23 protein-coding genes are annotated in these 26,126 nt (G+C 65.9%); 6 read left to right on the top strand and 17 right to left on the bottom strand.

Annotation, left to right across the window (positions count from 1 at the left end; translation table 11 throughout):
* Positions 1-24: 24 nt before the first annotated feature.
* From ACQR1D_RS19210 to ACQR1D_RS19190, 5 genes are all read right to left on the bottom strand, one after another.
* Positions 25-1,071, bottom strand: a complete 1,047-nt coding sequence (locus ACQR1D_RS19210; protein WP_434839049.1) for a CobW family GTP-binding protein — start codon at positions 1,069-1,071, stop codon at positions 25-27.
* On the bottom strand, positions 1,061-2,740 hold the full coding sequence (locus ACQR1D_RS19205) for an amidohydrolase (protein ID WP_315804998.1): 1,680 nt from the start codon (positions 2,738-2,740) through the stop codon (positions 1,061-1,063). The genes ACQR1D_RS19210 and ACQR1D_RS19205 overlap by 11 nt, the downstream gene beginning before the upstream one ends.
* A gap of 231 nt (positions 2,741-2,971) precedes the next feature.
* Positions 2,972-3,763, bottom strand: coding sequence for an SDR family oxidoreductase (locus ACQR1D_RS19200; RefSeq protein WP_315804999.1), 792 nt, complete (start codon positions 3,761-3,763; stop codon positions 2,972-2,974).
* 2 nt (positions 3,764-3,765) lie between these two features.
* Entirely contained in the window at positions 3,766-5,145 is a 1,380-nt protein-coding gene (locus ACQR1D_RS19195) for a transaminase (RefSeq protein WP_316218597.1), read from the bottom strand.
* Positions 5,142-6,626: an aldehyde dehydrogenase gene (locus tag ACQR1D_RS19190; protein WP_315805001.1), complete on the bottom strand. Its 1,485-nt coding sequence runs from the start codon at positions 6,624-6,626 to the stop codon at positions 5,142-5,144. Before ACQR1D_RS19190 ends, ACQR1D_RS19195 begins: the two co-directional genes overlap by 4 nt.
* A gap of 205 nt (positions 6,627-6,831) precedes the next feature.
* On the opposite strand from ACQR1D_RS19190, the gene ACQR1D_RS19185 reads away from it, so the two are divergent.
* The 3 genes from ACQR1D_RS19185 to ACQR1D_RS19175 are packed head-to-tail and all read left to right on the top strand — an operon-like array spanning position 6,832 to position 10,127.
* Positions 6,832-8,097, top strand: a complete 1,266-nt coding sequence (locus tag ACQR1D_RS19185; RefSeq protein WP_434839048.1) for a Tm-1-like ATP-binding domain-containing protein — start codon at positions 6,832-6,834, stop codon at positions 8,095-8,097.
* Entirely contained in the window at positions 8,094-8,759 is a 666-nt protein-coding gene (locus ACQR1D_RS19180; RefSeq protein ID WP_434839047.1) for an HAD family hydrolase, read from the top strand. The genes ACQR1D_RS19185 and ACQR1D_RS19180 overlap by 4 nt, the downstream gene beginning before the upstream one ends.
* 18 nt (positions 8,760-8,777) lie before the next feature.
* Positions 8,778-10,127 carry an aspartate aminotransferase family protein gene (locus ACQR1D_RS19175; protein ID WP_316218594.1) on the top strand — a complete coding sequence of 450 codons (1,350 nt, stop codon included), beginning with the start codon at positions 8,778-8,780 and terminating at the stop codon, positions 10,125-10,127.
* A 17-nt stretch (positions 10,128-10,144) separates the two neighbouring features.
* On the opposite strand, the gene ACQR1D_RS19170 is transcribed toward ACQR1D_RS19175, so the two are convergent.
* The 8 genes from ACQR1D_RS19170 to ACQR1D_RS19135 form a co-directional block, all read right to left on the bottom strand.
* Positions 10,145-10,813: a helix-turn-helix transcriptional regulator gene (locus tag ACQR1D_RS19170; RefSeq protein ID WP_315805005.1), complete on the bottom strand. Its 669-nt coding sequence runs from the start codon at positions 10,811-10,813 to the stop codon at positions 10,145-10,147.
* A 469-nt stretch (positions 10,814-11,282) separates the two neighbouring features.
* The gene (locus ACQR1D_RS19165) at positions 11,283-12,293 is read right to left on the bottom strand and encodes an ABC transporter ATP-binding protein (protein ID WP_316239079.1); all 1,011 of its coding nucleotides are present in this window, start codon (positions 12,291-12,293) and stop codon (positions 11,283-11,285) included.
* Entirely contained in the window at positions 12,290-13,285 is a 996-nt protein-coding gene (locus ACQR1D_RS19160) for an ABC transporter ATP-binding protein (RefSeq protein ID WP_434839046.1), read from the bottom strand. Before ACQR1D_RS19160 ends, ACQR1D_RS19165 begins: the two co-directional genes overlap by 4 nt.
* Positions 13,285-14,190, bottom strand: coding sequence for an ABC transporter permease (locus ACQR1D_RS19155; RefSeq protein WP_434839045.1), 906 nt, complete (start codon positions 14,188-14,190; stop codon positions 13,285-13,287). Before ACQR1D_RS19155 ends, ACQR1D_RS19160 begins: the two co-directional genes overlap by 1 nt.
* A complete protein-coding gene (locus tag ACQR1D_RS19150; protein WP_434839044.1) occupies positions 14,187-15,167 on the bottom strand; it encodes an ABC transporter permease in 981 nt (326 codons plus the stop codon). Before ACQR1D_RS19150 ends, ACQR1D_RS19155 begins: the two co-directional genes overlap by 4 nt.
* 50 nt (positions 15,168-15,217) lie before the next feature.
* Positions 15,218-16,813 (bottom strand): ABC transporter substrate-binding protein, encoded by a 1,596-nt coding sequence (locus tag ACQR1D_RS19145; RefSeq protein ID WP_315805010.1) that lies wholly within the window; start codon positions 16,811-16,813, stop codon positions 15,218-15,220.
* 81 nt (positions 16,814-16,894) lie between these two features.
* On the bottom strand, positions 16,895-17,839 hold the full coding sequence (locus ACQR1D_RS19140; protein ID WP_315805011.1) for a CobW family GTP-binding protein: 945 nt from the start codon (positions 17,837-17,839) through the stop codon (positions 16,895-16,897).
* Positions 17,836-19,482, bottom strand: coding sequence for an amidohydrolase (locus ACQR1D_RS19135; protein ID WP_315805012.1), 1,647 nt, complete (start codon positions 19,480-19,482; stop codon positions 17,836-17,838). Before ACQR1D_RS19135 ends, ACQR1D_RS19140 begins: the two co-directional genes overlap by 4 nt.
* A 183-nt stretch (positions 19,483-19,665) precedes the next feature.
* Between ACQR1D_RS19135 and ACQR1D_RS19130 the strand changes: the two genes are divergently transcribed.
* Entirely contained in the window at positions 19,666-21,207 is a 1,542-nt protein-coding gene (locus tag ACQR1D_RS19130; RefSeq protein ID WP_315805013.1) for a PLP-dependent aminotransferase family protein, read from the top strand.
* A gap of 4 nt (positions 21,208-21,211) precedes the next feature.
* On the opposite strand, the gene ACQR1D_RS19125 is transcribed toward ACQR1D_RS19130, so the two are convergent.
* Positions 21,212-22,030 (bottom strand): sulfite exporter TauE/SafE family protein, encoded by an 819-nt coding sequence (locus ACQR1D_RS19125; RefSeq protein ID WP_434839043.1) that lies wholly within the window; start codon positions 22,028-22,030, stop codon positions 21,212-21,214.
* Between the two features lie 181 nt (positions 22,031-22,211).
* Here ACQR1D_RS19125 and ACQR1D_RS19120 point away from each other — a divergent pair, with 181 nt between their 5' ends.
* Positions 22,212-22,625 carry a nuclear transport factor 2 family protein gene (locus tag ACQR1D_RS19120; RefSeq protein WP_434839042.1) on the top strand — a complete coding sequence of 138 codons (414 nt, stop codon included), beginning with the start codon at positions 22,212-22,214 and terminating at the stop codon, positions 22,623-22,625.
* Entirely contained in the window at positions 22,622-24,010 is a 1,389-nt protein-coding gene (locus ACQR1D_RS19115; protein WP_434839041.1) for an NAD(P)/FAD-dependent oxidoreductase, read from the top strand. Before ACQR1D_RS19120 ends, ACQR1D_RS19115 begins: the two co-directional genes overlap by 4 nt.
* Before the next feature lie 58 nt (positions 24,011-24,068).
* Here ACQR1D_RS19115 and ACQR1D_RS19110 read toward each other — a convergent pair whose 3' ends face one another.
* The 3 genes from ACQR1D_RS19110 to ACQR1D_RS19100 are packed head-to-tail and all read right to left on the bottom strand — an operon-like array spanning position 24,069 to position 26,119.
* The gene (locus ACQR1D_RS19110; RefSeq protein ID WP_315805017.1) at positions 24,069-24,701 is read right to left on the bottom strand and encodes an urea amidolyase associated protein UAAP2; all 633 of its coding nucleotides are present in this window, start codon (positions 24,699-24,701) and stop codon (positions 24,069-24,071) included.
* A 9-nt stretch (positions 24,702-24,710) separates the two neighbouring features.
* On the bottom strand, positions 24,711-25,520 hold the full coding sequence (locus ACQR1D_RS19105; RefSeq protein ID WP_434839040.1) for an urea amidolyase associated protein UAAP1: 810 nt from the start codon (positions 25,518-25,520) through the stop codon (positions 24,711-24,713).
* A complete protein-coding gene (locus ACQR1D_RS19100) occupies positions 25,517-26,119 on the bottom strand; it encodes an urea carboxylase-associated family protein (RefSeq protein ID WP_315805019.1) in 603 nt (200 codons plus the stop codon). Before ACQR1D_RS19100 ends, ACQR1D_RS19105 begins: the two co-directional genes overlap by 4 nt.
* Between the last annotated feature and the right edge of the window lie 7 nt (positions 26,120-26,126).

The following is a 26,126-nucleotide window of genomic DNA, read 5'->3' as shown; positions in this document are numbered from 1 at the left end:
AGCGTTAATGGAAAGCCGCCGGTCTCATGCAGCCGGCCGCGCAATGCTGTCGCGACTGATTTCGCCGAAACGCGCGAGCGTGTGCTCGATGGCGTGGGCGGCAATATCGCGGACGATGAACACGAGGCGGGAGCTGCAGTCGTCCGACGGCCATGACTCCAGCGCGATCGGCGGATGCAGCACATGCTGCACCGCGTGCACCACCAAGGGCCCTTGCGGCCGATCTTCGACGTTGACCAGCGCCTTGAACCGAAGCAGGTCGTCTCCCTTGAGCGCGACGACGTAGTCCAGCCAGCGCGAGAAGGCGGCCCAGCGGATCGGCTCGTTCACGACCAGACTGAAGGAAGAGATGCGCTTGCCGTACGCGTGATGATCAGGATGCGGCTGCGCGTGGGCCGCGGCGGCCGCTGCAAACCAGGCTTCGACCCGCTCCGATCGCACCTGCGGCGTGAACAGGCCGGCCTCGAATACGGCGTCCGGCGCGATCGCTCCGTGCGCCACGCGGATGACGGGGGCCGTCGGATTGATGGAGCGGATCGACTGCTCCACCGCAGCGAGGGTCCCAGCTTCGGCGAGATCGGATTTTGTCAACAAGATCCGGTCGGCCATCGCGATCTGCTTGACGGCTTCTTCGTGCCTCTCGAACGAGGAGATCGCGTTGACCGCGTCGACAGTCACCACGACACCATCGATCCGATAGCGCGCGACCACGCTCGGCGCCGTCATCAACGTGTGCAGCACCGGCACCGGATCGGCAAGACCGGTGGTTTCGACCAGGATGCGCCGGACCGGCGGTAGCGCACCTCTGGCTTGACGCGACGACAGGTCGTCGAGCAGCGCGACGAGATCCTCGCGGACCGAGCAGCAGACACATCCATTGTCGAGCAGTGCGAAGCGCTCCTCGCTCGTCTCGACCAGGAGATGATCGAGGCCGACCTCGCCGAACTCGTTGATGATCGCGACCACCCCGTCCATGCCGGGCTGACGCAACAGATGGTTCAGCACAGTGGTCTTGCCGCTACCGAGAAAGCCGGTCAGAACGGTGATTGGAATGAGCGAGTCACTGCTCATGGTTTCGCTCATAGACTTTGCGCCCCTCGAAGAAGGTCATCTGCACAATCGTTTCCGCGAGCTGATCAGCAGGGATCTCGAAGAGCGGCTGGTTCAGTACGATCAAATCGGCAGACTTGCCGACCTCGATCGATCCGGTGAAGCCGCCGAGGCCAGCGGCTCGCGCGGCATCGATGGTGTAGATCTCGATCACTGTTGCCAGGTCGAGCGCCTGCTCGGGCCAGAGCGCCAGGCCGGGAAAGTCGCCCGCTGGATTGCGTCGCGTCACCATGCCTTCGATGCCGTGCCAGGGATCCGGGTTCGGGATGACCGGCCAGTCCGAGCCGCCGGCCATCAACGCACCGGCCAGCTTCAGATCGCGATTGGGCCAGAACCGCTGTGCCCGCTCCGCGCCCATCGCTGCCTTGTGCGCCTCGAGGAAGACCGTCGGAAACCAGATGATCGGCGAGAGGTCGGCCGCGACACCGAGATCGGCGAAGCGCCGGATATCGTCGGGCGCAATGTAGCTCGCATGCGCGACGTGATGGATGAGTGCCGTCGGCCCGTTGAACGAGCGCACCACCTCGATTGCATCGAGCGCCTGCGTGACGGCGGCATCGCCGGCACAGTGGATCTTGGCCGCGAGGCCGAGCTTCTCGCATTTTCCGAGCCAGCGGATCAGCTCCGGCACGGTCAGCATGGTGGTGCCGCGAAAGCAGCAGCCGCGCACGGGATCGGCCACGTAGGGTTCGTGAAAAGCGGCCGTCTTGGCGCCGGGGACGCCATCGAGAAACATTTTGGCGTAGTCGGGCTTCACGTGGGCGGAGCGATACTGATCGCGCAACGCGAACAGTTCCTCGCCCGAGGTGCCGAACATGAAGCCGGGCTCCACGATGGGCATGGCGCAGACCGCCCACGCCGACAACTCGCCGCGGTCGTCAAGCCCCTTCAGCGCGGCCAGGATCGGCTGCATGCTCGCGGCGTCGACGAAGCCGGTAACGCCGAACGAGTTCAGCACGGCGATCGAACGGGCGACCGCAGCGCGGTCCATCTCCGCGGTGTAATGGCCGACCTTCGCGAGCGCGCGCTCGATGATGCCCGAGGCTGCTTCCACCATCAGCCCGGTCAGCCTGCCACTGTCGAGATCCCGGCCGATCTCGCCGTCGACGGGGTTCTCCGTCTCCTCGGTGACACCTGCGAGCCGTAACGCCTCGGCGCTCGCCCAGCGATTGTGATAGCTGTCGTCGCGCAGCAGCACGGGGTGGCCGAGGCTCGCAGCGTTGAGCTCCGCTGCCGCGGCATCGGTGTTGAGCCTTTGCAACAGGTCGTTGCCGAACTGTCCACCGACGATCCAGCTTCCGGGAGCCGCCTTCTCCGCCGCCCCCCTCACGGCACCCGCGATTTCGCTGATCGAATGGCTCGACGAAAAGCGCAGCTCGTAGAGATCGGCCTGACCACCCATCATGATGTGGTTGTGGATGTCGACGATGCCCGGCATGGCCATACGGCCCGCAAGATCCACCACCTCGGTGTCGCTGCCGACGAAGGGTTCGATGTCGGATTCCTCGCCGACGGCGACGAAGCGCCCTGCCTTCACCGCCGCGCAGCTTGCCCAGGGACGGCCGGGATCGACAGTGTAGATCCGCCCGTTTCGGAACAGCATGTCGGCGCTAGTCTTGATCTCGCTCATTCCCCGATCCCGATTGCGCCCTGAGCTTGTTCCGCGCGTCCGCCTGTCACAATCAGCCGTTTGGTTGATGACGCAGCGAGTCCCGTACCTGCCGGACGGACGGCCGCCCCGCACACGACCACGGGCCGCTCCCGGCGACCCGTTCGCGTCGATCGGTGTCACGACTGGCCTTCATTTGTTGATGAGTAATCGCCGCGGCGCGCGGCTACTGCGGCGCCAACGGCTCGCGCATCAGCCCCATTGTCGTTCGACTGCAAAGCCCGTCTCGGGAAGCGTCGCTCCCCCGTCGACCACAATGGTCTGCCCGGTGACGTAGCGGGCCTGCTCGGAGGCGAGATAAAGCATCGCGTAGGCAACGTCGTCGGCAGTCCCGATCCGTCCCATCGGAATATGGCGAGCGACCCGGGACAGATTTTCGGGAGTGCTAAAGGTCCCTCGCCCGGGCTTGGCGATGAACCCCGGCTCCACGGCGTTTGCCGTGATCCCGTCGCGCGCCAATTCGAAGGCCGTGCCTCGGATGAATGCGTTTATCGCTGCCTTTGCGGCCGAGTAGTGCGCGCCTCCCCCCATCGCCAGCCGGGCCGAAATCGACGAAGTCACCAAAATTCGCCCATATTGCTGCGTGCGCATGAACGGCACGGCCGCTTGGATGAGCCAGATGGCCGCGGTGAGGTTGATCGACATGGCCTGATCGAGCTTGTCTTCGTCGAGCTCCTCGATGCCGGCCCAGGGACAGCCGCCTGCGTTGTGCACCAGAATGTCGAGCCGGCCGAAACGGCCAGCCACGTCACTCACGAGCTCGTGCAGACCGCCACGATCGAGTTTATCGAACCCCGCGACGCTCGCCGCGAGATGCCGTCCGCCCAAATCGGCCGCGAGCGATTCGGCCACATTACGCGAGCGATTGGCGATCACGACGTGAGCTCCCGCCTCCGCCAGCCGCGTCACGATCGCAGCGCCGATACCCCGGCCGCCGCCGGTCACCAGAGCAACGCGCTCCGTCAGGTCGAACGGCGACGCCACGATCAGATCACTCCTGCATCTCGGACCAGCCCGACGAAGCGCTCGAAAATCTCGCCATGCGTGTCCACATCGGCGGACGATGTTGCAGGGCAGGTCAGCAGCATTCCGTGAAACGGCGTGATCAGGATGCCCTCGTTCATGTAGTAGGCGTGCATCAACGTCTCGAGATCCGGCTGTCGTGCCGCGATCACGTCGGCTCCATTGCGCGGCGCATCAGGCATGAACATGATCTCGATGCGGGCGCCGATCTGGGTCACGTGCCAGGGCAAAGCGTTGCGGGAGATCAAGTCTCCGACCCGCGCGGCGAGGCATTCGGCATGTCCAATCATGCGTGCATAGGCTGGGGCCGTCAGCACGTCCTCCAGGACGGCACGCATCGCGGCCACCGCCAACGCGCCGCCAGCCAGCGTGCCGCCGAACCCAAGGTGCGCCGATTGTCGCTGCCGCGGATTGACCTGTGGCACGATGTGCCACAGCTGCTCGGCAACGGCCTCATCGAGACCGAGAACACCGGCCGGAATGCCGCCGGCGATTGCCTTGCCGGCGACGAGGATGTCCGGCGCAAGCCCGTGAAGCGCGGTGTAGCCGCCCGGCCCGCACGACAACGTATGCGTCTCGTCGATGATCAACACGGTGCCGGCGCGCCGCGTCGCCTCGCGCAGGGCGCGGTGGAACCCGTCGGCGACCGGGATCATGCCGAAATTCGTCATCACGGGCTCGGTGAGCACGCAGGCGACATCGCCTTCCGCAAGCGCCATCTCCATCGCCGCAACGTCGTTGAATTCGACCACCTTCGCCACGGCGTCATAGGCGACTGCATTTGGGTGAATCATGTTGCGCAGCCCGACCCGCCCGTCGCGAAGTTCGACATGCGCCTCGTCGACCCCGCCATGATAGCAGCCGGAGAACACCAGGACCTTGGCACGACCGGTGATCATGCGTGCTATCCGAATGGCCGCGCGGTTGGCATCGGTTGCCGAGGTCGTCAGGGTCCAATAGCGGGGACCGAAGCGGCGCGACAGCTCGGCGCCGACCCAAAGACTGTCCTCGGTCGGCAGCATCATCGTGGCGCCGCGCGCGATCTGCCGCGTAACCGCTCGCGTCACGGCCTCGGGCGCGTGGCCACACATCGCGCCCGTATCGCCAAGGCAGAAGTCGACATAATCGCGACCGTCGATATCCCTGACATGGGCACCGGACGCCGCATCGACATAGACCGGAAAGCCGCCCGCCCAGCGACGCATCCAGTGCGACGGGCCGCCATACAGGAAGTGTCGCTGCCCCTCCCGCCACGCGGCCGCCGAGCGCGGATGTTCGCGCAGGAAGCGCGCCTGCTCCGCGTCGATCAGCCGGTCGAGCGCCGGATGTGCTGGCGGCGTCATAGCGCAATCCAGGCGGTTTTCCGATCGGTGTATTCGTCGAGCGCGTGCAGCGACTTGTCGCGGCCGAAGCCGGACTGCCTGAAACCTCCGAGCGGCACCGTCAGATCAGTGCCGCCATAGGTATTGACATGCACCACGCCGGCATTGATCGCGCGCACCATCCGATGCGCTGTCCGGAGCGATCCGGTCCAGACCGCGGCGGCCAGTCCGTAGACGCTCGCATTGGCGAGCCGCACCGCATCGTCCTCATCCTCGAACCGCGTCACCGCAAGCACAGGGCCGAACACCTCTTCGCGCCACAGCTGCATGCCGGGGCTCACACCGGCGAAGATTGTCGGAGCCATGTAGTAGCCGCCGCCGGTCTCATGCAGCCGCTCACCCCCACACAGCCGCTCTCCCCCCTCCTCCTCCGCCTGCCGTACGACGTCGAGATTCTTGCGCAATTGAGCATCGCTGTTGACGGCGCCGATATCGGAGCTGAGATCGAGGGGATCGCCGACCCTGAGCTTGGCTGTGACCGCGAGCAGCTCGCTCAAGAACCGGTCATAGATTCTGGACTGTACCAGCAGCCGCGAGCCGGCCACGCAAACCTGACCGGAGTTGCGGAAGACGCCGTTCGCCGACACCTTGGCGGCCTGCTTGATGTCCACGACATCGTTGAAGACCACGTTCGGCGACTTGCCGCCGAGCTCAAGATAGACTCGCTTCAGATTTGAGCGCGCCGAATACTCCAGCAGCCGTCGCCCGACTGCTCCCGACCCCGTGAACGCCAGAACGTCGACATCCATGTGCAGGGCCAGCGCCTCGCCGGCGGTGGCGCCGCGCCCGGTGACGACGTTCAGCACGCCTTCGGGCAAACCGGCTTCGCTCGCCAGCTCCGCCAGGCGCAGCAGCGTCAGCGACGCGGTCTCTGGCGGCTTCACCACCACGGAGTTTCCGGCGGCAAGCGCGGGCGCGATTTTCCAGGCGCCGATCATCAACGGAAAGTTCCATGGAACGATCACGCCGATCACGCCGAGCGGCTCGCGATGGATCAAGCCGAGCACATCGCGGCTGGTGGGCGCGATCTCGCCATAGACTTTGTCCATGGCCTCCGCGTAGTAGCGGATGGAGCCTGCTGCCGACAGCGGCTCCGCCTTGTAGGCCATGCCGATCTCGGTGCCGTTGTCGCGCACGCCGAGCACCGCGAGCTCGAGCGCATGGCGCTCGACGAGATCGGCGAATCGCAGCAGCACCGTCTTGCGCTCCGCGGGCGCCGCGCGCGACCATGCTCCGCTGTCATAGACTCGTCGCGCGGCCAGCACCGCGCGATCGATATCTTCGGCGCTGCCGTCAGCAATCGTCGTCAGCCGCCTGCCATCGATCGGGGAGATCACGTCCAAACGACTGCCGGCCGAACTCTCGGCAACGGCACCGGCGATGAAGAGCCGTTGCGCAGAGACAGCCGCTCCACGCAACGCGTCGATTTCGGATTGTAACATGAAGGAGCCCTGTAAAGAACCGGCTGATCGATCGCCACGCTGCCGAGTCCGATCGTACCTCATTCAGCCGGATGAGCCTTTTCTCGCAATCCACCGATAGGTGGATGTCATGCATTGCAACAACTTCATAGGTTGCGGGCACCACTCGGCTGCTCACGACGACAGATTGCCGCCCTCCTCGCATTCGAGACGACATTCCAAGACCATGACCAACAGATCACCTCCGCGCATCCTGCTGATCGGCACCGGCGATACCAAGGCCGACGAGCTCCTGTTCATGCAGCGCTGCATCGGCGGCGCCGGCGGCGAGGCCGTCATGATGGACATCAGCGTGCTCGGCGATCCTCCCTACGCGGCAGCGCACGACAAGCATGCCGTGGCTGCCGCTGCCGACACGACGATCGAAGCGGTGATCGCCAGCGGCGACGAGAACTCGTCGATGACCCTGATGGCACGCGGCGCGGCGCGCCTGACACGACGGTTATGCGACCAAGGTGAGATCGACGCCATGATCGCGATCGGCGGCACCATGGGCACCGACCTGGCGCTCGACGTCGCACTTGCGCTGCCGCTCGGCTTTCCCAAGCTGATCGTCTCGACGATCGCGTTCTCGCATCTGATCCCGCCGGAACGCATCGCGGCCGATCTGATGATGATCCTGTGGGCGGGCGGGCTCTATGGCCTCAACGGCACCTGCACCGCGGTGCTGTCGCAAGGCTGCGGTGCGATCGTCGGCGCAGCCCGCAGCGCGATCAGGCCGCGGCCCGACCGGCCGATCGTGGCGCTGACGTCGCTCGGCAAGAGCTGCCTGAGCTACATGGTCGATCTGAAGCCTCAGCTCGAGGCGCGCGGCTACGAGGTCGTGGTTTTTCATACCACCGGCATGGGTGGCCGCGCGATGGAGTCGATCGCTGCGCATCGCGGATTTGCCGCGGTGCTCGATCTCAGCCTGCAGGAGGTCGCCAATCAGCTGATGGGCTCGGTGGTGAATTCCGGCTCCGATCGGCTGACGAATGCGGGCCGCAACGGCATTCCGCAGATCGTGGCGCCCGGCGCCATCGACATGGTGGACTTCCCCGCCTGGCTGCCGGTGCCGACCGAGCTCGCCGACCGCCCGTTCCACGCGCATAATCGTCTGCTCGCTTCCGCGACGTCGCGTCCCGCCGACCGGCGCCGGATCGCGCGCGCGATCGCGGCCAAGCTCTCTGCGATGAATGCGCCAGTTGCGTTTGTGCTCCCGGCCGGCGGGATCCAGCAATGGGATCAGGACGGCGAGCCGCTGCATGATCCGGAGGGCCTCGACGCCTTCGTCACGGAAATGCGCGGCGCCCTGCATCCGCCGGTCGAGCTGCATGAGATCGAGGACCACATCAACGACAAGGGCTTCGCTGCAAAGGTGCTCGCGATCTTCGATCGCTGGGTTGCCGGCGGCATCATCCCGGCCGGCGTGCCCCACGCGGAGCAGCGATGACCGCCGCCTCGTCACGTGCATTGGTTCTGGATTTCGGCGGGGTGATCTCAAAGACCCTGTTCGAAACCCACGACGCAACGGAGGCCGTGCTCGGCCTTGCCGCGGGCACGCTGACTTGGCGCGGCCCGTTTGCTGAGGACAGCGATCCGCTCTGGTCGGCCATGCAACGTGGCGAGTTGTCCGAGCGCGACTATTGGGCGGCCCGAAGCCGCGAGGTCGGCAGGCTCGTCGGCGAGGACTGGCGCGACATGCAGACCTTCGTGCGCCGCGCGCGCGGCGCCGATCCGGCGCTGGTCATCCGTCCCGAAGCCGAGCGCGCCATTCGCATTGCGAGCCGCGCCGGCTGCAAGCTTGCCATTCTCTCCAACGAGCTCGACCTCTTCTATGGTGAGGACTTTCGGCACCGGCTGCCGCTGCTCGCGCATTTCGACGTCATCATCGATGCCACGCACACGGGGATCCTGAAGCCTGATCGCCGCGCCTACCTGGCGACGTGCGACGCTCTGCGGCTCGCGCCGCAAGCCTGCGTCTTCGTCGACGACCAGCAGCGCAACATCGACGGCGCGGTCGCCTGCGGCTTGTCGACCGTCTGGTTCGATGTCCGGCACCCCGAAAAATCGTATAGTCAGGCCTTGCAGATGCTTGGCCTCGTTTTCGACTGACCACCATCGGAGCACTCCATGCGCGACATCAACTTTCTCATCGAGAACAACGCCCGGCGCATCTGGCACCCGATGGCGCATCCGAAGGAGATGCGGGACCATCCGCCGCGCATCATCGCCAAGGGCGAGGGCGTCCACGTCACCGATATCCATGGCAAGTCGGTGCTCGACGCGGTCGGCGGCCTCTGGAACGTGACGCTGGGCTATAGCTGCGACCCGATCAAGCAGGCGATTGCCGATCAGCTCAGCGAGCTGCCGTATTATTCCGGCTTCCGCGGCGTGTCGACAGGCCCGGCGATCGAGCTTGCCTACGAGCTGACCGAATGGTTCAAGCCCGAAGGCATGACCCGGGCGTTCTTCACCTCGGGCGGCTCCGACTCCGTCGAGACGGCGCTGCGGCTTGCGCGGCAGTACTGGAAGATCAAGGGTCAGCGCGACCGCACCAAGTTCCTGTCGCTCAAAAAGGGCTACCATGGCACGCATTTCGGCGGCGCGTCGGTCAACGGCAACGCCAATTTCCGCCGCAACTACGAGCCGCTGCTGCCGGGCGCCCACCACATCCCCTCGCCCTGGACCTATCGCAATCCGTTCAACGAGACCGATGCGGCCAAGCTCGCGCAGCTCTGTGCCAATGCGCTGGTCGATGAGATCGAATTCCAGGGCGCGGATACCATCGCCGCCTTCATCATGGAGCCCGTGCTGGGCGCCGGCGGCGTGATCGTGCCGCATGACAGCTTCATGGGACTCGTGCGCGAGATCTGCGACCGCACCGGCATCCTGCTGATCTCGGACGAGGTCGTCACCGGATTCGGCCGCACCGGCGCCTGGTCCGGCGCACGGCTCTGGAACGTCAAGCCGGACATGATGACGATCGCGAAGGCGGTCACGTCAGGCTATTTCCCGCTGGGGGCAACCATGATCGGCGACAAGATGGCAGAGGCGTTCGAGAGCGACGAGACCAGCTTCGGCTCGATCGGCCACGGCTACACCTATTCGGGTCACCCGGTGGGTTGCGCCGCCGGCATTGCCGCGCTGGCTGAAACCAAGCGGCTGCAACTCGATGCAAAGGCCGCAGCCTCGGGCATCGTGCTCAACGACGCGCTCGCCGCGCTGAAGCAGAAGCATGACATCGTGGGAGATGTCCGCGGCAAGGGATTGATGGCCGCGCTGGAGCTGGTGGCGGATCGCGCCACGAAGAAGGCGCTCGACAAGAAGACTGTCGGCAGGATCGCCGATGCGATCTACGAGGCCGGCGTGATGGTGCGCGTCTCCGGCAGCAACATCATCCTGTCGCCGCCTCTGATCATCACCGCCGACGATGCGAGAACAATCGCCGCCGCCATCGACCACGGCCTCGCAAGCACCTGAGCGAGAGCGGCCGCGCGCTAGTTCGGCCGCGCCATCAGCGCCACGACGGCGGATCGCGTTTCCACGCCGAGCTTCTCGAAGATGTGGATCAGGTGCGTCTTCACCGTCGCCTGGCCGATCTTCAGACATTCGCCGATCTCGCGATTGGTGCGGCCGCAGCACAGGAGCCGCACCACATCCATCTCGCGGCTGGTCAGACCGTAGCGTTGCCCGTCCTCGGACCCGGCTGGCCGGCCGACAAGGTTGAATTGAAGATACTGATGAATCTTCTGGGCGATGGCCTCAGCCCCCTCAGGAATCCGTGCATCCTTGTTCCATGCGACACTCATGCCGGCGACGATCTGGTCATCACGCCGGAAGAAGAAGTCGACCATATCGACGATCCCGCACTGATCGACGAAGGCGCGGTAGGGCGCCATCTCGTCGGGCTGTTTGCCAGACATCGTCCTGCTCAGCCGCGCGACCGCAAGAGCTCCCGCGTGACGCGGATGCTGCGGATCGAACTCGCTCATGCCCTCGAGATACTGCCGGTGAAACGGCTCCGGAATGCCCGACAACAGGAAGCGCTGGAGATTGTACCCTCCGTCGATCTCATAAAATGCTGTCGCCGATCCGTCCAATATGGACTGGGCGAAGTGCACGGCTTCGCTGGTTGCCGCGTCCGAGCGGCCCAAAAGCATCAGCATGGCCTCCCCTCCTCGATTTCACTCCATTCGGGACATCTGCCGTGTCCTCGCGCTGATGACGCTGAGACAGGCACCACACTTAGTCAAGCAATTTCCGGACCACGCCGATCATTTCGCGCCGGCCCCCTGAGCCGACGAATCCGGGTCTCAACCAATCGGTTGATTGACTGGCCAACATCCATGTCTTTCCAGCGGGTGCATAGTCCGGTTCGTGTTGCACGACGGCGCGGACGGCCGATGCATGTCCACGAACGGGCTTTCGTCGAAGGGCTCCTGGAAAAGGACACATGGCAACGCCAGCGCGGAATAGTCTGGGCCCTTCTCCACGTTTCAAACAGCAGGCATGACTGGGCTGTCTCGCGGCGACCTGGGCCCGAGCTCTGCGATCAGTCGACCTCATACTCCAGCTGGAGCCGAGCAGGCTCGCGTGCGCCGAGCTGATATCGCGCGATTGCACGGCCCGCTTGTCTCAGGGCAGCTCGGCAGCACGGTGGCACGCAACGTAATGATGTGATCCGATTGCATCCAGAACGGGGAGACGCTGCGTGCATTCGTCGATCGCCATCGGGCAGCGCTGCGCGAAACGGCAGCCGGGCGGCGGATCGACCGGGCTCGGCGGATCGCCCTTGACGAGATAGCGGCGCTTGAGGTCCTCACGCATCGGGCCGGGCGGCGCGGCGGCCGCAATCAGCGACCACGTATAGGGATGACGGGGCGCGGCGAAGATGTCGGCCGCCGGCGCCTGCTCGACGATCTTGCCGAGATACATCACCGCGACCTCATCGCAGAATTTCTGGATCACGCCGAGATCGTGCGAGATGAAGATGTAAGTGAGATCGCGCTCGCGCTGCAGCCGCTTCAACAGATTGAGGATCTGCGCCTGGATCGCCACGTCGAGCGCGGACACCGCCTCGTCGCAGACGATCAGGTCGGGCTCTGGCGCCATCGCCCGAGCGATGCACAAACGCTGGCGCTGGCCGCCGGAAAACTGATGCGGAAACAGGTCGGCGGCTTGCGGCGGCAATCCAACCTCGGCCAGCAGCCTGCGCACCCGCTCGTCGCGCTCGCTGCGCGTCCCGATTCCGAGCAGGTCGAGGGGCTCGCGGATCTGATCGCCCGCGCGGCGGCGCGGATTGAGCGCCGAGAACGGGTCCTGGAACACGATCTGCAGATGCCGCCGCACCTCGCGCAGCGGCTGGCCGGTGAGGCCCGCAATGTCGCGGTTGCCGAACACGATCTGGCCGGATGTCGCCGGCACCAGCCGCATCACGGCCTGCGCGGTGGTCGACTTGCCCGAGCCGCTCTCGCCGACGATGCCGAAGGTGGTGCCGCGGCGAACGCGAAAGCTGACGCCGTCGACCGCGTGCACGAAGGACGGCTTGCCATGGCGGCGGCCGGCCGGAAAATGCACGACGAGGTCGTTGACGTCGAGCAGCACCTCTTGGGCGCCTGTCCCGCGGATGGCTTCCGCCATGCTCATGCCGCGATCTCCGTCCTGCGCCAACACGACACGGCGTGCCCCGGGGCAATCGGCTCGAGCGCAGGCTGCAGCTTCGCACGGCAGATGTCGCGGGCCTGCGCGCATCTTGCGAGAAAGGCGCAATCGGCACCGCGCGCGCCGAGTGGCGGCACCATGCCGGGGATCTCGCCGAGATCGACCCAGGGCCGCGGCGGCTCGCCAAGGGCGAGGTGCGGAACACAGTTCAGCAGACCCCGCGTATAGGGATGACGCGGCGCTGTCGCGATCGCGTCCGCGGCCCCCGCCTCGATGCAGCGTCCGGCATAGAGCACCAGCATCTCGTCCGCGAGCTCTGCGACCGCGCCGAGATCGTGGGTGATCAGCAGGATCGCCGTGCCGGTGCTGCGTTGCAGCTCGGCCAGCAGGTCGAAGATCTGCGCCTGCACGGTGACGTCGAGCGCGGTGGTCGGCTCATCGGCGATCAAGAGCTTCGGCCGCCCGGCCAGCGCCATTGCGATCATCACGCGCTGGCGCATGCCTCCCGAGAGCTGGTGAGGATAGGCATCGATCCGCTGCCCGGCCGCCGGAATCTGCACGGCGCGGAGCAGCTCGATGGCGCGCGAGCGCGCCGCCGCGCGATCGAGCCCCTGGTGCCAGCGCAGCACCTCTCCGATCTGATCACCCACGGTGAACAGCGGATTGAGCGCCGTCATCGGCTCCTGGAAGATCATCGACATAGCGCTGCCGCGCAAGCCCCGCATCTCCTTCGGCGGCAAGGCCAGGACGTCCCTGCCCTCCAGCACGATGCGGCCGGAGGTGATGACGAAATCCTCCGGCAGCAGCCGCATCAGGGCCAGCGCCGTCATGCTCTTCCCGCAGCCGGATTCACCGACCAGCGCCAGGGTCCGCCCCGGTGCGACCGTGAACGACAGGTTCTCGATCACCGGGACGAGGCGGCCGGCCCCGTTGCGCATGCTGACGTTGAGATCATCCACTTCGAGCAGCGCACTCATCACGACCTCCGCCGCAGACGCGGATTGATCGCGTCGTTGAGACCGTCGCCGACCAGGCTGATCGCGAGCACCGCAAGGAAGATCGCCGCTCCCGGGAACATCACCGCCCACCAGGCATCGAGAATGTAGTTGCGGTTCTGGCCCAGCATCAGTCCCCAGCTCATGACGTTCGGGTCGCCCAGACCCAGGAAGCTCAGCCCGCCCTCGAACAGGATCGCGACACCGATCGCCAGCGTCGCCGACACGATCACCGCGGGCAGCGCATTGGGCAGCAGCACGCGCAGGATCAGGTTCGCGTTGGAGGCGCCCGCCGCGCGCGACGCCTTGACGAAATCGAGATCGCGCAGCCGCATGAACTCCGCCCGCGTCAGCCGCGCCACCGAGGTCCAGCTCACGCCGCCGATCGCAAGCGTGATCGTGGTCAGCTTCGGCCCGAACAGTGTTACCAGCACCATCGCGAACAGCAATGGCGGCAGGATCTGGAAGAACTCGGTGATCTTGACCATGGTGGCATCGATGGCGCCGCCGAAAAAGCCGCCGACCGCGCCGATCACGAGTCCGATTGCGATCGTGATGAGGGCTGCGACGGCACCGACCGCGAGCGTCGCGCGCCCTCCATGAATCAGCCCGGCCAGGACATCGCGGCCGAGATAGTCGGTGCCGAACCAGGCATCGGCATCGGGCGGCATGAACGGCGCGCCGACGAGATCGAGTGGATCGACCGGATAGAGCGACGGCCCGACCACGGCCACCAGGATGATCAGGACCAGCATGCAGGCGCCGGCGACGCCGGACCGGCTCTTCATGAACTGCCGCAGCGCCAGGCGGCCCGGCGACGCGGCGGTTCGCGCGGGCAGATCGGCCGGCAACGTCGACACCTGCGAGGTGCTCTCGATCACCGTCATCGCCGTCCTGTCCGAATTCGCGGGTCAACGAGGCGGTAGACCACGTCAGTCAGAATGTTGGCGGTCATCACCATCAGCGCAGAGAAGAACAGCACCGCCATCAGGGTCGGATAGTCGCGACGCAGGATGGAATCGAACACCAGCCGGCCCATGCCGGGCCAGCTGAACACGGTCTCGACCAGCACGGCGCCGGCGAACAGATTGCCGAACTGATGGCCGGCGACGGTCACGATCGGGATCAGCGTATTGCGCAGCGCGTGCTTGCCGACCACCAGCCATTCCGGGAGCCCCTTGGCGCGGGCGGTCCTGACATAGTCGGCGGACAGTGCCTCGATCATGTTGACGCGCGCCAGCCGGCTGTATTGGGCGATGAACACGAGTGCGAGCGTCAGCGACGGCAACACCAGATGGCGGCCGACATCGAGCGCGTAGGCGAAGCCCTGCTTGGGATTCACCACGTCCGTCATGCCGACAACCGGAAGGATCGGCCATACCGAGCCGAACAGCAGCAGCAACATCAGCCCGGTCCAGAAGATCGGCGCGGCATAGCCCGCCAGCGACACCACGGTGACGGCGTGGCTGAACAGGCCGTTCGGCCGCCGCGCGCTGACCACACCGAGCAAGGTGCCGACCGCGAGCGCACCGGACAAGGCGCACAGGGTCAGATAGAGCGTCGCCGGCAGCCGCTGCAGGATCAGGCCGAGCACGGGCTGGTTGAAATAGTAGGAGTAGCCGAAGTCGCCCATCGCGACGTTGCCGAGATAGATCGAGATCTGCTGCAACAGGCTCTGGTCGAGGCCGTATTTGGCCCGCAGTGCCGCGACGACCTCCGCCGATGCGCCGCCCATCTCGCCGGCGATCACCTGGACGGGATCGCCGGGAGCAAGATGGATCAGGCAGAAGTTGAGCACCAGCACGGCGATCAGCAGCGCGACAGCATTGATGATCTGCCGGGCCAGATGGGTGGCGAATGCCATGGTGCAGCAAGTCTCCTCGTGGCTCTCACGAAACCGGGGATAGCTCCGCCTCAGGTCTTCGGCGGCGTTTCCCAGTAGAGCTCGTCGAGCGGCGACATCATGCCCCAGATCGAGTTCGGGAGATTGCCGAGCCCCTTGGCGAAGGCATTGTAGTACGGGCTGACGTTGATGAAGTAGATCGGCACATCCGAGACGACGATCTTCTGGAACTCCGAGTACAGCGCCTTGCGCTTCTCGGGCGAGGTTTCGACCGCCGCCGCCTGCAACAGCTCGTCCACCTTGGGATTGGAGTATTGCTGCGTGTTCGACCAGATGACGCCCTTGCGGATGTTCGACGTCAGATAGGTGCGGTTGACGCCGATCACCGGGTCACCCCAGTTGTAGACGGTGTCCATGGTGAGGTCGAAATCGAAGTTCGAGACGCGCTGCGCCCAGGTCGGGAAATCCGGCGCGGCGCGCACCTCGAGATTGATGCCGACCCGCTTGAGCTGCGAGCGCAGGTACTCGGCGACGTTGCGCTGTTGCTCGTCGCCGCCCGGAATGTAGTCGATGGTCAGCGAGAAACGCGAGCCGTCCGCCCCCTTGGCGTAGCCGGCAGCATCCAGCAGCGCGGCCGATTTGGCGTAGTCGACCTTGTAGGGTTCGACGGCGGCTTCGGCGAGCGGCGAATCCGGTGCGATTGGCCCCAGCGACGGCGTGGCCTTGCCGCCCATCAGCTTGGAGACGATGAAGTCGCGATTGGCCGCATAGGCGATGGCCTGGCGCACGCGGACATCATCGAGCGGCTTCTTTTTGGTATTGAAGGCAAGCCAGTTGAGCGGGCCGACGCCCGCCATGCCCTTGTCGGTCACGACAAGGTTCGGCGACTTTTGCAGACGATCGATGTCGCGCGCGCCTGCGATGAAGGGAAACGCGTTGAAATCGCCGCGTTCCAGCGAGACGACGGCCGCATTCTGATCCGACACCAGCCTGACCACGATCTTGTCGAGCTTGGGCCGGCCAGGGATGAAGAACTTGTCGAATTTCTCCAGCGTGTAGTATTCGCCCTGCTTGTACTCGGTCAGCTTGAACGGGCCGGACCCGATCGGCTTCAGATTGGCCGGATGCGTCTTGAGGTCCTGGCCGTCGCCATAGATGTGCTTGGGAAGGATCGGCATCAGCGCCGGCGACATCGCCAGGAGCAGCGACGGGCTCGGGTTTTTCAGACGGAGGATGGCGGTCGCGGGATCAGGCGTCTCGACCTTGTCGACCGCCGCCAGCATCGTCTGGAACGGATGGTTGGCCTTGATGGCCATGATCGAAAATGCGACGTCCTCGGACGTCACGGGGTGGCCGTCGTGGAAGACGGCGTCCTTCACCAAGTGAAGCGTGACTGAAAGCCCGTCAGCCGCGACCTCCCAGGACTGCGCCAGATAAGGTTGCGGATTCCACTTGTCGTCATAGCGCAGCGGGCTCGCGAAGATCTGGGCGGTCGGCATGGCCGTCGCCATGCCCGACTGCACGGCGCCGTTGAAATGCCGCGGCACCTGCGTGGTCGCGACCACCAAGGTGTTGCCGCCGGATGACTGCGCCTGCGCCGCGGGGGATGCGGCCGTGGCCGCGACGAGACCGAGAGCTCCGAGCACAAAATGTCGTCTGATCAACATGGCTATCCCGCTTCCTGATTCACGACCGGGTGGATGATGAGAAACTGGCGTGGTGGTCCAATGGGCTCTGATGTCATTGCGTCACGCTGCGGTAGACAGGGCATGGTCGAGGATCGCGTCGAGCTCCTGATCCGATGGCAGATCCGCGGTCCCCACGCCGGCGAGCGTGATCGTCTCCGACGCGGTCGCCGGACCATCCTCGGCCGGCGTCAGCGACCAGTTGCGCGACACCAGTTGGAACACCTGCGCGCGGCCGTCGCCGTCGACCCGGCAAATTCCCTTCAGCCGCAGCAATTCGCGCGGCAGGGCGCCCACCGCGGCGGCCAGCCTGTCGCGATTGAAACGTCCGGCCCGCTGATAGGTCCAGCGACGGAAGTCGTTCTCGTGGTCGACCGTCTCCGCGACCAGATCGGCGCGGAAACGCGCCGCCCGCCCCCGCCCGAAGACCGCCTGATGCACAGGCGTCAGGGTCGACAATTGTTCGATCGGCACATTCGGCCGGATGGCGCCGATGGCGGCGCACGCCGCCTTGCGCTGGCTCTCGCTGGCCAGATCGCATCTGCTCAGCAGCACCACGTCGCATTTGGCGAACTGATTGCGGATGGTCTCGCCGATGTGCCGGTCCTCGCACTGCACCGTGATGCGGGTTGCATCGGCCAGCACGACGACGCCGTCGAGCTGCAGCGACGGCTCGACCAGCGCGATCTCCGCGATGCGCCAGGGATCGCCGACGCCGCTGGCCTCGATCACCACGCGATCGAAGCGCCCGATATCGTCGAGCAGCCGCGCCAGCGTATCGAGAAAGCCCGTCCCGATGCTGCAGCAGACGCAGCCATTGGTGAGCGACATCGTCGTGCCGTCGTGGCTGCGGATCAGCGCGGCATCAACATTGATCTCGCCGAAATCGTTCACCAGCACGGCGCAGCGCTCGGTGCTAGCCGACAGCAGACGGTTGAGCAGCGTCGTCTTTCCGGCGCCGAGAAAGCCGCCGATCACGGTGAACGGAATGGGCGCGGATGCCGTCATGCGCGCGGCGCTTCCTTGACGATGCCGCCGACGACAGTGCCCCAGACCGCAACGTCCTTCAATGTCTCCGGCGTGACCGTCAATGGATCCTGCTCCAGGACCGCGAAGTCCGCGTACTTGCCGGTCTCGATACTGCCGATGAGATGATCGAGCTTGAGCGTGTAGGCTGCGCCGATCGTGATGGCACTCAGCGCCTGCTCCACGCTCAGCGCCTCGGTCTCGGCACCGAGCTTGCGGCCCGACGAGGAGACGCGGTTCACGGCGCACCACGCGGTGAACAGCGGCGACAGCGGTGTGACCGGCGCATCTGAGTGGATCGAGTAGGGAACGCCGATCCGCTGTGCCGTGCCTGTCGCATCGAGGCGGTTCGCCCGCTCTGGTCCCATCGTCAGCTCGTAGTGGGAATCGCCCCAGTAGAAGACGTGATTGGCAAACAGGTTGACGCAAAGACCGAGCGCCTTCATGCGGCGGAACTGCGCGGCGTCGGCCATCTGGCAGTGCTGCAGCGTGTGGCGATGATCCAGCCGCGGGTGAGCGGTCTGCGCCTTTTCCACGGCGTCCAGCGCAAGCTCGGTCGCCTCGTCGCCATTGGTGTGGATGTGAAGCTGGATGCCGGCCTTGTGGTAGAGCTCGACCAGGCGCGGCAGCTCCTCCGGCGCGATGTACCAGAGGCCGTTCGGCGCGCCGTTGTGATATCCAGGCCACCGTAGGCGGGCCGTGAAGCCCTGGATCGACCCGTCGACGACCAGCTTGACAATGCCGTAATGCAGCTTGTCGTTGCCGGACTCGCGCAGCGCCGCGATCTTTTCGATGGCCTTGTCCGGAGGATGCGTGGCCGAGGCCAGCGCCGGTACCAGGCGCACACCGAACTCCGCCTGCTGCGTCGCGGAGCGATAAAGGTCCAACGTGTTGTCGGTGAGATCGTTGTGCAGATCGGTGATCGTGGTGACGCCCTGCACGCAGGCCGATGACGCGTAGCGCTGCACGTCGGACATGGTCAGCAGCTCCGACAGCGGATTGCCCACCAAGCGGAACGCCCGCAGCCGGGCTGCGATACCCTGCAGTTCGCCGCTGGCCAGACCGCCGGCTCCGGCGACGACACCGGAGATGTCGGTGGCATGCAGAAGCTGCGTGCGCTCCAGCACCAGCGTGTTGACCACACTGATATGGAAGCTGGCGTGGATCACCATGATCGGCCGCGTCGTCGAGACCCGGTCCAGTGCTTCGCGCGTCAGCTTCTCACCACCGATATGCAGCGGATCGAAACCCCATGCGAACAGCGTTGCGTTCGGATCAGCCATCCCGGCTTCGGCCTCGCGGAGGCGTGCCACGATCGCATCGATGTTGGGAACGCCGGCGACCGCCCTGCCCTCCGGCGAGCGCCGTTCGAAGGCCCCGACATAGGGCAGCGACCACATCATGCCTTCCATGATGTGGCTGTGGCCCTCGACGAACCCAGGTAACAGCACCTTGTCGCGGAAGCGCGTGTCGATCCGACCATCAGGAGCGAATTGCGCGATCTCCGCTTCACTGCCAACGGCAACGATCCGCCCCTCCCGCACCGCAACGTGCGTCGCAAACGGGCGTGACGGATTCATCGTCACGATCCTGCGGGCCGCGTAGACGACGGTATCTGAGCTCACCGCGAACTCCCTCAACTTCCCAAGCCGTTGTCGAAACCTGCGGTGTCGGATGGGTCCAGGCCAGCGCCAGATGCCATGCACAAATGGAGCCAGCCCATGCGAGCCACGCCCGCAATCATTCCGCTATGGCGCGGTTTTTGCTTTAGTTTGAGCGCCTCACGGCTTTCAGGACCAAATACCTCGATGGCAAAATTCGCGCCCCTGCTGCGATCCCCAGCGACCGGACCGGCTGTTCCGATCCATGACGTGCTGTTCTGGATCTCGCTGTTCGACGGCCTGGACCGCGGCGGCACCTTCCTGCAGCTTCAGATCCGGCAGATGATCGTGACCGCGATCGAGGACGGCCGTCTGCCGCTCGGCGTCCGCATGCCGTCGAGCCGCGATCTCGCAGCCCTCCTGAAGGTATCGCGCAACACCATCGTCATCGCCTATGAGCAGCTGGTCGACCAGAACTTCCTGGTGTCGCGCGAGCGCAGCGGCTACTTCGTGGCCGGCCTGCCCAAGCACATCGGCGAAGCCCGGCAGCCTGCGACGGAGGTCTACAGCCGGCGCTGGACCGAGCGGTTCGCGCTGCAGCCGTCGGCGCTTCGCAACATCGTCAAGCCGCTCGACTGGCAGACCTATCCCTATCCCTTCATCTTCGGGCAGTTCGACCCGAGCCTGTTTCCGACCAACGACTGGCGCGAGAGCGCGCGCGCGGCGCTCAGCGTCCCCGAGATCAACAACTGGGCGCGCGACATGATCGACGGCGACGATCCGGCGCTGATCGAACAATTGCAGCGGCAGGTGCTGCCGCGCCGCGGCATTCGCGCCCGTGCCGACGAGATCATGCTCACGATCGGAGCACAGCACGCCCTCTATTTGATTGCGAAGCTGTTCCTGCAGCCCGACACCCCGATCGGCATCGAAGATCCCGGCTATCCCGACGCACGCAACATCTTCGGCATGATGACGTCGCAGGTTGTGCCGCTTCGGCTGGACGATCAGGGCCTGGTCCCTGACGAGGCGTTCGCGCGCTGCGCGCTGGCCTATGTCACGGCGAGCCACCAATGCCCGACCACGACCGCGATGTCGCGGGCGCGGCGCGAGGAGATTCTCCAGGTCGCTCGCGAGCGCGACATCGTCCTGATCGAGGATGATTATGAAAGCGATCTGATGCCGGAGGGCAGCAGCCTGCCGCCGCTGATGAGCCTGGACCGCGACCAGAGCGTGCTCTACGTCGGCAGCCTGTCGAAGGCCTTGGCCCCCGGCCTGCGGCTCGGCTACGTCGTGGCGCCTGCGCCCGTCATCCGCGAGTTGCGCGCGTTGCGCCGGCTGATGCTGCGCCATCCGCCGCTGAACAACCAGCGCGTCGCGGCCTTGTTCATCGGTCTCGGGCACTACCGCTCCCATCTGCAGCAGGTCGGCCGCGTGCTGCTCGAACGCGCCACCCTGCTCGACGCGCTGTTGCCGCAGGCGCTGCCGGGCTGCACCTGGTCGCGCGGCCCGGGCAGCACCAGCTACTGGATCACCTGCCCTGCGGGAACGGATACGATCAAGCTGTCAGAGGTCGCACGCGCCGAAGGCGTGGTCATCGAGCCCGGCGACGTGTTCTCGATCAACCCGGAGGCGACGCGCAACTGCTTCCGTCTCGGCTTCTCCTCGATCCGCACGGACCGGATCGCGCCGGGAATTGCCAAGCTGGGCCAGATCTTCACGCGGTACATGTCGTCGCAAACGACCTGAGCGGCTACAGCAGGTCGCTCAGCCCCTTGAGCGCACTACCGAGTGCGACCACCGCGAGACTTGCGATCGACACCCGACGATGCAGCGTGTCGCTGCCGCGATGAAAGCCGAGATCGCCGAGCCAGGTGCCGACCAGCATCACGGGAACGCCGAGCGCGGTCAGGACCGCAATGTGCAGGTCCAGGAGATCGAACCAGGCGAGGCTGGCGGTCGCAACGATAGAGGAGACCAGGAAGAACACCATCATCGACGCGCGGGCGGCAACCCGGTCGAATGCGCCCGCGTTGTAATAGACGATCACAGGTGGCCCGGGCATGCCTGCAAGGCCGTTGAACAGACCGGCGGCGAGGCCGACCAGCGCCGTGATCCAGCGCGCTGGCGCCGCCGCCAGCCGAAACCCCGCATTGAGCAGCACGACCGCGCCGACGGTGATCAGCGCGATGACAACGCGTGCCACTGAGGCGGATACCAGACTCAGGACCAGCACACCGGTCGGTGAGCCGATCAGGCCTCCGAGAGTCAGCCAGCGCAGAGACGACCAGTCGCAGACCCGCGAGGCGCGCGGCAGATCGCCGAGCCCGATCAGAAGCTGCAGACAGACCGCAACCGGCACCGATTGCGTCGGCGGCATGAACAGACCGAGCAGCGGCACGGCCGTCAGCGCAAAACCGAATCCCGTGAAGCCGCGCACGAGCGCCGCGGCAAAGATCGACAGCGCCGCAGCGAGTACCAGGGCCGGGCTCGGCAGCGATGTGGCGGCGATGTCATGGACCGCGACGGCCAGTTCCTGCAGGGCCATCGTCAGCGTGGGGCGTGAGAGCACAAAGGCGGCATCATCCGGCCAGTCAGCAACTCCGCCATGGTGATGAAAGGGCCAGCCGGCGCCCTACCATCGGGCCAGTTCTGGCCGCAGAGGTCGCGCGCTCTGGTTCTAGGGCCTCCAGCCGATCGCGTGGCACATGCGAGCCAAGCTCCAGCCGCGGCGCGATGCGCAAGGACATGACATGGCCGATCTCGAAACCGTCCGCAGCGAACTGCTCGATAATCTGTTCGCCGCCTTCAACCGGCACGATGGCGCAGGCGTGATGGCCCGCATGACCGACGACATCGTGTTCGACGCGGCCGCAGGGCCCGACAGCTGCGGCCGTCGCATCAGCGGCGCAGCCGATGTACGCGCCGCGTTCGAAGCGACCTGGGGCGGCATGCCCGACGTCAGCTGGGAGTGCACGCGCCATACGGTGTTCGGCGATCGGGCCCTGTCCGAATGGATCTTCCGTGGAACTGCACCGGACGGCCGGCGCATCGAGGTGCAGGGCTGCGACCTGTTCGGCTTCCGCGGCGACAAAATCTGTACGAAGAGCGCCTTCCGCAAGGACCGCCCGCCGCAGCCGGCCACGAGCGCGAGTGCCGCGCGATGAACATGCATGCTTTGCCCACGGCTGCGTATGATCCCCATTACGACCCGCTGGTCGCCGACGGCCCGGGTCGCAACCGCGACTACGCTCCGACCTACTGGATCGCAACGGCTGGCACCCCTCCGGAGAGCGACGGTCCGATCACGACCGACACGACGGCCGATGTCGCCATCATCGGCTCGGGCTATACCGGTCTTGCCTGCGCGATCTTCCTGGCGCGCGAGCACGGCATCAAGGCGATCGTGCTCGAGGCCAACCGCGTGGCCTGGGGCTGCAGCACGCGCAATGGCGGCCAGGCACAGAATGCCTCGGGCCGCCTGACGCGCTCGCAATGGATCGAGCGCTGGGGGCTCGACGTCGCCAAGCGCATGCATGCCGAGGTGTCCGAAGGGTTCGAGGCCTTCGAGGAGCTGGTGCGATCGAGCCCTGTCGATGTCGAGCCGCAGCGCGGTGGGCACCTCTACGTCGCTCACCGCCAGCGCAATCTCGATAAGATCGCGGCGGAGTCGAAGGTGCTGAATGACGTGTTCGGCTACGCCTCGCGCGTCATCTCGCGCGAGGAATTGGCAAGCGACTTCGTCAACGAGGCCGAGGCCGTCGGCGCGGTGCACGAGCCGCTCGGAACCGGCGTGCATCCGGCCAAGCTCGCCTTCGGCTATTTGCAGATGGCGCGCGCGCTCGGCGTGCGGGTTCATACCGCAAGCCCCGTGACACGCATCGAGCAGTCCAACGGCAGATTCGTTCTGCATACGCCCGGCGGCGCCGTCAGCGTGAACGGCGTCGGCATCGCCACGGGGGCCTATACGTCGCTCGGGCTGACGCCGGAATTGTCGGGCCGCTGCATGCCGATCCTATCGAACTCGCTGGTGACCCGCCCGCTCACGGCCGCCGAACGCGCTGCGACCGGCTTCAAGACGCGGCAGGTGATCACGGACACGCGCACCTTGCGCTTCTACTACCGGCTGCTGCCGGACGACCGGGTTCAGATCGGCAGCCGAAGCGCCATCACCGGCGCCGATGCCACGCATGACCGGCACCTCCAGCTCCTGATCGACGGCCTGCACCGCAAGTTTCCCGCACTCACGGGCATCGAGATCGATTACTCCTGGTGGGGCTGGGTCGATGTCAGCCACGACATGATGCCGCGCATCGTGCGTCCCGATCCCAAGGCGAAGCTGGTCTATGCGCTCGGCTATGGCGGCAACGGCGTATCCTATTCGGCGCAGGCTGGCCGCCGCATGGCGCAGATGCTGGCGGGCCAATCGTTCAAGGGACAGGACCTGCCGATCTTCACCTCGCCGCTGCCGACGCATCCCTTCGCGCCGTTCCGACGCATCGGCCAGCGCCTGCTCTATCGCTGGTATCACCTGCGCGACGAAGCAAGTTGAGCCTCTCAAGCTTGATGCAACATCGATCAAGCGAGCTTGCGAGCAGAATTGACAGCTTTCATGGCACAGAGGCCTGCCTGATCTCCACGCGGATCGGTGTCGGATCGAAACCGTTGCAGGGATTGTTGACCTGCGGACAATTCGAGATCACAAACAACACGTCCATCTCCGCAGTGACGTCGACGTAGTTGCCGGCCGCCGAGGGGCCGTCCAGCACGGTGAAATTGCCGTTTGGGTCGATCGGCACGTTCATGAAGAAGTTCAGGTTGGAGACGATGTCGCGCTTGGTCAGGCCGTAGCGCGACAGCTCCAGGATGAAGTTCTCCCGACAGGCGTGCAGGTAGCGGGTCGCCTCGCCGAAGCGCACGGCATTGCTCTCGCACGAACAGCAGCCCGCCGAGGTGTCATGGCGGCCGCAGGTGTCGGCAGTGATCCGCGCCATCACCCGGCCGCGGTTGGAGATCAGCCGCGTCCCGAGCTCGAGATAGGCCGAGCCCTGGACGCGCAACGTGTCCTGTGCGCTGTAGCGCTCCGCGGTGTCGTCGGCGACATACATCAGCGCGTCCACCGCCTGCTCGCCCTCGCTGTCGATGATACGCAGCGTCTGGCCCTTGTTCAGCACCCGTGACCAGGGCTGCTCGGCGGGAATGTCGAAGACATAGACGATGCGGTCCGGATCGGTCGGCGACATGAGCGCTCCTCAGGCGAACAGCTGATCGGTGAAGGCGTAGGCGCGCGACGCTTCCGCTGATGCCGTGCGGCAGACGTCATCGGCCGCGGGCGGCGGCAGCCGATGCTGGATCAGGGTGATCGGCGCGCTCGCCACCGGCCGTGCCGGATCGAGCGGATGGGCGCAGTTGGAGACCGCGACGATCAGGTTCATCTCGGCGCGCAGATCGACGAAATCACCGGGTCGCTTGCGCGCGGCGTGCCAGACGAACCGCCCGGTCACGTCCGTCGTCACGGGCGCAAAGAAGGTCACGCAGGGCGGGATGTCGCGCACGCCCAGTCCGATCTTGGCAGCGGCGGAGATGAAGTTCGCCTGCGTGTTGCGCGTCACCTCGCCATAGGCCGCGAGCGTCGAGTCCGCGGTCGAGCCGCCGACCAGAAGATCGTGCGCACCTGAGGTATCCTCGATCACCGACAGCAGCACACGTCCCATGTCCGACAGGATCATCCGGCCCTTCGACAGCGCTGCGCTCCATTGCACCTTCACCGTGTCGGCACAGTTGATCCGTTCGCTCGGATCCTCGGCGCGCCATGCCAGCAACGATGCGCTCGAGCGCCCGTGATCATCGATGATGCGCAACGCCTCGCCGCGCGACAGCCGCACCGTCGTGTGCCAGCCGGACGGCACCCGCTCGCTCCGGACGATCGCGCCCTCCGCGATCGGCGCGGCATCCAGCGCCGTCGGCGGCGGCAGCTGCTTCAGCTCCTGCCCGGCCGCACGCAACTCCTCATAGCGGCGGCGGTTGGCGGCGGCACGCTCCGCCTTGCTCTCTGCGCTCATGCTGATGTCACCGTGAAATGCGCCTCGACCGGCTGCCCCGCCTTGCCGTTGATCGGCAGGATGTCCTGCGGACAGGCCGAGAACGCGATCACCAGGTCCATCTCCGCGCGCAAGCGCACATGGCCGCCGGGAACGGGGCGCGGCGGCGCGGCAAAGCCGAGCGTGCCCTCGGCATCCCACGGAATGTTCATGAACAGGTTGAGCGGGCTCGGCACCTCCGGCGGCGTCAAGCCAAGCTCCGCCATGCCGGCAAACAGATTGTCGGTGCAATTGTCGTGGTGGCCCTCGTGTCCGAGGAACGCGTAGCGATGGCGGTCGCAGGCCGCGATCAGCGTGTCGTGGATGCCGCCCGAGGTGTCCTCGACCAAGGTCAGGATCGGCCGGCGCATATTGGTGCGGAGCACGTCGCCCGGCCGTGGCACCAGATGCAGCGAATGTGCCCGCGTGTGCTCATTCGACATGAACTCGGAGAGGTCGGCGCGGTTGAAGGCCCAGGTGTCGACCACCTGCTCGCCATGGGTGTTGATCACGGTGACCACCTGGCCTGCCCTGACGAAGGCCGCCTTGCCGCGCCGTGCCGGAATCTCGATCGGATCCATTGACCTC

Source organism: Bradyrhizobium sp. HKCCYLRH2047 (genome assembly GCF_051168175.1).
In the GTDB taxonomy this organism is placed as follows: Bacteria; Pseudomonadota; Alphaproteobacteria; order Rhizobiales; family Xanthobacteraceae; genus Bradyrhizobium.
Note: the sequence above shows the minus strand (reverse complement) of the source record. Positions and strands in the feature narration are given on the sequence as shown.

Excerpts from the sequence above, each read along its gene's own strand:
- ACQR1D_RS19210 (WP_434839049.1), bottom strand. The coding sequence starts at position 1,071 with ATGAGCAGTGACTCGCTCATTCCAATCACCGTTCTGACCGGCTTTCTC.
- ACQR1D_RS19205 (WP_315804998.1), bottom strand. The coding sequence starts at position 2,740 with ATGAGCGAGATCAAGACTAGCGCCGACATGCTGTTCCGAAACGGGCGG.
- ACQR1D_RS19195 (WP_316218597.1), bottom strand. The coding sequence starts at position 5,145 with ATGACGCCGCCAGCACATCCGGCGCTCGACCGGCTGATCGACGCGGAG.
- ACQR1D_RS19190 (WP_315805001.1), bottom strand. The coding sequence starts at position 6,626 with ATGTTACAATCCGAAATCGACGCGTTGCGTGGAGCGGCTGTCTCTGCG.
- ACQR1D_RS19185 (WP_434839048.1), top strand. The coding sequence starts at position 6,832 with ATGACCAACAGATCACCTCCGCGCATCCTGCTGATCGGCACCGGCGAT.
- ACQR1D_RS19180 (WP_434839047.1), top strand. The coding sequence starts at position 8,094 with ATGACCGCCGCCTCGTCACGTGCATTGGTTCTGGATTTCGGCGGGGTG.
- ACQR1D_RS19175 (WP_316218594.1), top strand. The coding sequence starts at position 8,778 with ATGCGCGACATCAACTTTCTCATCGAGAACAACGCCCGGCGCATCTGG.
- ACQR1D_RS19170 (WP_315805005.1), bottom strand. The coding sequence starts at position 10,813 with ATGCTGATGCTTTTGGGCCGCTCGGACGCGGCAACCAGCGAAGCCGTG.
- ACQR1D_RS19165 (WP_316239079.1), bottom strand. The coding sequence starts at position 12,293 with ATGAGCATGGCGGAAGCCATCCGCGGGACAGGCGCCCAAGAGGTGCTG.
- ACQR1D_RS19160 (WP_434839046.1), bottom strand. The coding sequence starts at position 13,285 with ATGAGTGCGCTGCTCGAAGTGGATGATCTCAACGTCAGCATGCGCAAC.
- ACQR1D_RS19155 (WP_434839045.1), bottom strand. The coding sequence starts at position 14,190 with ATGACGGTGATCGAGAGCACCTCGCAGGTGTCGACGTTGCCGGCCGAT.
- ACQR1D_RS19150 (WP_434839044.1), bottom strand. The coding sequence starts at position 15,167 with ATGGCATTCGCCACCCATCTGGCCCGGCAGATCATCAATGCTGTCGCG.
- ACQR1D_RS19145 (WP_315805010.1), bottom strand. The coding sequence starts at position 16,813 with ATGTTGATCAGACGACATTTTGTGCTCGGAGCTCTCGGTCTCGTCGCG.
- ACQR1D_RS19140 (WP_315805011.1), bottom strand. The coding sequence starts at position 17,839 with ATGACGGCATCCGCGCCCATTCCGTTCACCGTGATCGGCGGCTTTCTC.
- ACQR1D_RS19130 (WP_315805013.1), top strand. The coding sequence starts at position 19,666 with ATGGCAAAATTCGCGCCCCTGCTGCGATCCCCAGCGACCGGACCGGCT.
- ACQR1D_RS19120 (WP_434839042.1), top strand. The coding sequence starts at position 22,212 with ATGGCCGATCTCGAAACCGTCCGCAGCGAACTGCTCGATAATCTGTTC.
- ACQR1D_RS19115 (WP_434839041.1), top strand. The coding sequence starts at position 22,622 with ATGAACATGCATGCTTTGCCCACGGCTGCGTATGATCCCCATTACGAC.
- ACQR1D_RS19110 (WP_315805017.1), bottom strand. The coding sequence starts at position 24,701 with ATGTCGCCGACCGATCCGGACCGCATCGTCTATGTCTTCGACATTCCC.
- ACQR1D_RS19105 (WP_434839040.1), bottom strand. The coding sequence starts at position 25,520 with ATGAGCGCAGAGAGCAAGGCGGAGCGTGCCGCCGCCAACCGCCGCCGC.
- ACQR1D_RS19100 (WP_315805019.1), bottom strand. The coding sequence starts at position 26,119 with ATGGATCCGATCGAGATTCCGGCACGGCGCGGCAAGGCGGCCTTCGTC.